The organism is Bacteroidota bacterium (assembly GCA_030706565.1).
GTDB lineage: Bacteria > Bacteroidota > Bacteroidia > Bacteroidales > JAUZOH01 > JAUZOH01.
In genome coordinates this window covers 1-4,054 of the sequence record JAUZOH010000343.1, presented here as the reverse complement: position 1 = coordinate 4,054, position 4,054 = coordinate 1, and the positions used below count along the sequence as shown (strand labels likewise).

4 protein-coding genes are annotated in these 4,054 nt (G+C 34.8%); all 4 read right to left on the bottom strand.

Annotated elements, in window-relative coordinates; translation table 11 throughout:
• Positions 1–1,361: carboxypeptidase-like regulatory domain-containing protein (locus Q8907_13750; protein MDP4275335.1), on the bottom strand; the 1,361-nt coding region annotated here is incomplete at its 3' end.
• A 263-nt stretch (positions 1,362–1,624) separates the two neighbouring features.
• Positions 1,625–2,650: a FecR domain-containing protein gene (locus Q8907_13745; GenBank protein ID MDP4275334.1), complete on the bottom strand. Its 1,026-nt coding sequence runs from the start codon at positions 2,648–2,650 to the stop codon at positions 1,625–1,627.
• Between the two features lie 58 nt (positions 2,651–2,708).
• Positions 2,709–3,281, bottom strand: a complete 573-nt coding sequence (locus Q8907_13740) for an RNA polymerase sigma-70 factor (GenBank protein ID MDP4275333.1) — start codon at positions 3,279–3,281, stop codon at positions 2,709–2,711.
• 500 nt (positions 3,282–3,781) lie between these two features.
• Positions 3,782–4,054, bottom strand: a 273-nt coding sequence (locus Q8907_13735) for a hypothetical protein (protein ID MDP4275332.1), incomplete at its 5' end; no start/stop codon positions are given.

Here is a 4,054-nt window from a genome sequence, read left to right as displayed (position 1 = left end):
TAATCTTTAAACATATCCCCTTCATGTAAATAGGTCAATGATCCGAAATACTGGACAAAATCACTTCCCCCTTCCACATTGATAGCTGCCCGGTGCGAAAAGGATACATCTTTAAACATTGCCTTTCTCCAGTCAACATTAGGATAAATCATAGCATATTCAGCAGTTTGTGGCTGCTTGTATCGATCTACAATTTCAGTAGGCATATAGTCAGCCCAGGAAGATTCATTCAGGGGAACTTCGCGTTCAATGGCTGCATCCTTAATCAGAAGTGTGCTATAGGAATCTAATTTTTGAGGTAACTTTGAAGGAGTGATTGCAGTAGCGTTATAATTAAAGGAAATTTGTGGTCTGCCTTTTGCACCCCGCTTGGTAGTAATCAGGATAACCCCGTTTGCACCTTTAACACCAAATACTGCGGTTGCAGAAGCATCTTTTAAAACGGAGATACTTTGAACCTCATTTACATCAACATTTTCCATGCCTCTTTCTACACCATCAACCAAGATTAATGGTTGTCCTCCATTCCATGAATTCTGTCCACGGATATAAATAGCTGTTGCACTTTGTCCGTCCTGCGTACCCCCCGGTTCTCCGGAAGAAGTAATGGTAATTAAACCGGGAAGTTGACCGGTCAATGCCTGCTTTAAATCAGTTACATTTCCAGTACGTTGTAAATCTTTATTGGTTGTTTGGGAAATGGCACCCACCACCGATTCCTTTTTCTGAGAGCCATAACCTATTACAACAACTTCGTCAAGCTTTTTGACATCTTCTTCTAATTTGATATCATAAGCCTCTTTTTCATCCACTTGAAATTCCTGCGTGAGATAGCCGACATTACGAACTTCTATTTTTACGCCAGCGGGAACCTCCAGGACAAATTTTCCTTCGCTATCTGTAATGGTCCCTTTGTTTGCCATACCTTCAACAAAAACGATAGCCCCAATAACAGATTCACCCTTTTCATCGGTAACATGCCCTGTTATTTTTCTGTTGATTGGTTCTGAATTTTTTTTTTCTCTCTTAATCAAAACTATCTGTTTCCCGTTTATACTATAATAAATATCAGTTCCACTGAATATTTCATTTAATATATTAGGAACCTCTAATTTTTTTCCCACTACGGTAACTTTCCGGGATACATTAATTGATTGTTTGTTGTACAAGAAACGATAAGAAGTTTTTTGTTCAATCACATTCAGTACTTGTTCGATGGTGGCATTTTTTAAATCTAATTGCAAAGTATTGGATTGCGAAAATGTCGGGGTATTGAATATCTGGGAAATGAAACAAAAAAGGAAAAACAAGATCAATTTTCTTTTTTTTATTCTATGATAAATATACTGTCTCCCATTCATTGTTTTGTTTATTAATGAATTCATAGGCTTAATTAATAAGGTGAAACAATAATTGAAAAAATAATTAACTCTTAAGCAGTTTATATTCCTGCTTCACTAAAGGCAAATCATCATGTAATTCTTTTCATCTTTTTTAAATTATAAGGTTACAATAAGGATTCTAAGCTAGCTTAACAATTTTCTATTGGTAAGACGTTTAAAAAAAAGAATCCCACATAAAATTTGAACTTCTTATGTGGGATTCTTAATAAAAATAAAATTCCTTATTGAGCCCTAAACACTTCAATTCTCTCTTTAGTGAATTTATTATCAGGCAGTTTATTCCTTCCAAATCTTTTATATTCTATAGGAGCTGTCATCTTTAATAATCGTAAAATTTCTTCCAGAGATTCCCCTTCAAAAGTAGCCCTATATATTTGTTTTCCAAGAACAGAATCTTTTAATTCAATATTAATATTAAAATTACGTCCTATACGTTGAAACACTTCATCTAAGGGTTCATCCCTGAATACCAGGACACCGTCTTTCCACATTCCCCAGTCTTTTGCATCGGTTTTAACCAAAGAATATTTTTTTGTTTTGGAATTTAATACTATTCGTTGATCTGGATGAAGCTGCTCCTTTTGGTTTTCATTCATATTCACATCAACTTTCCCCTCCATCAGGGTGACAGCAGTATATGCTCCGGAAGGATACGCTTCAACATTAAATTGGGTTCCGGTCGCCCTGATTTGCATATTACAGGTTTTCACAATAAAAGGATGCGATTTGTCGGAATGTACTTTAAAATATGCTTCACCAGACAAAAATACCTTACGCTCTTTTGCCTCAAAAGTCACCGGAAACTTAAGTTTACTCCCAGAGTTCAACCATACCGTGGAACCATCTGATAATTCAATTTTTGAACTGATCCCAAAAGGAGAAGTAACTTCCTGATAGGCCGTAACTTTTTTAAGTTGGTTTCTATTAAAAAATAAATAGCCCATGAAGATAATGAGGGGCAAAATCAATACCGCTGCTGCCCGTTGCCACCAAACGGCAACGGAATTTTGGGTCCAATTTTGTAACAATATTTTTCTCCTCACTTTGGCTTCTGCTTTTCCTGCATCAATTTCATCGGGATTGAATGCAGGATGAGCAACTTGCCAAATATTCCCAAGTTGTGCAAAATGGATCTTATTTTCCTTACTCTCATTTAACCAAGAATCCAGGTAAATCTTTTCCTCAGGGTTAAGACTCTGCGAAAATGATTTAACAATCAATTCTTCTATTTCGAGCTTATCTTGCATTTTTCGTGTTTATTATATGATGACGTTTTACAAATTAATTTCCTCAATTAATTTGAATTTAATTATAAAAAAATATAAGTAATAATAAAGTAACCAGAAAATCGCTCAAATATTCACGAAGTAAACCGAGAGCCTTTCCGACACGTACTTCAACCGTGCGTTCTGAAACTTCCAGTTTTTGAGCTATTTGTCTGTATTTTAAACCTTCCAAGCGGTTCATTTCAAATACTTTCCTATATAAATCCGGCATTTTGTCTAATGCCTCATTCAAATGAACTTTAAGTTCAGAATAGAGGATATAATGGCTTGTTTCAATTCCATTCATATCGCCAAATATTTCCACATAAGATTCATGTTTGTGCACAATTTCTGTGTGACGCAATTCATCCAGACAGCCATTCTTAACAGATTTGAGCAAGAATGATTTCAATGAAGTTTCTATTATCAGGTTTTCCCTGTCACCCCACAATTTCAAAAATATAGATTGTACAATATCCTCGCAACGGGATTTATCTCGAAGATAATTCCCACCGAACAATACCATATCTTTGTAATATTTCTGGAATAAATAAGAGAATGCCTTTTTATTGCCGACTTTAAGTTCCTTTAATAATTGCCCCTCCTCTACCATACCTTCAAACGTATTATATAACGTAAAATTCAGCTAGTTATTTGATTTATAAATTTCCAACTTGTTTTTTCCCTGGATTTTTCTTTCTAAATTATTAGTTATGACCTTAATAGAATCCAAATTTCTTCTTATGATTTTGAATTCAAATTCCAAATGCTCTTAGCAAATGTATTGAATAAATTTTATTATCCTAAAAGATGGGAAAAAGTTTGAATATTAATTTCAGTTTATTTATTGGGAGAAAAGATAAAACAAGAACCTCAATAATGAGCTGTTAAAGAACTTATTATAAATATAGATTCCGCTCATATTGACCACCCAATCAGGTCATGTTGATCATTCCCCGAAAGGCAACTGGCCTGCCAGCAATGATTAAAGGAGGGAACAATGTCCCCAATTTTGAGTTCATTCCAAGAGAAGATCCCTCAGAAAACGCATTGACACGCTAATTGCAAAAAATCTATAATTGCCACCTGGCTAAGTCTTAATTTTTACAAATTTTAAATACTTTTAGTAGTTTTAACAATCCTCAAATCATCAATATAGGAAACTTTCCTACCCCGGTTCCAGACATAAACGACTAATTCCTTGTTGTTTAAACTTGAAGGGATAGTAATATTCAAACTTAGTTGTTGCCAGTTATGCTCTTTCCTGCCAGCCTGAAAATTAGCAACATAAAAAACGTCAGGATTTTCACCGGAACAGACAATGCCCACATCCGCATAATCAGAAAATTTATAACAGTCGATATAATAGTTTTCCCCTGCCTTAAC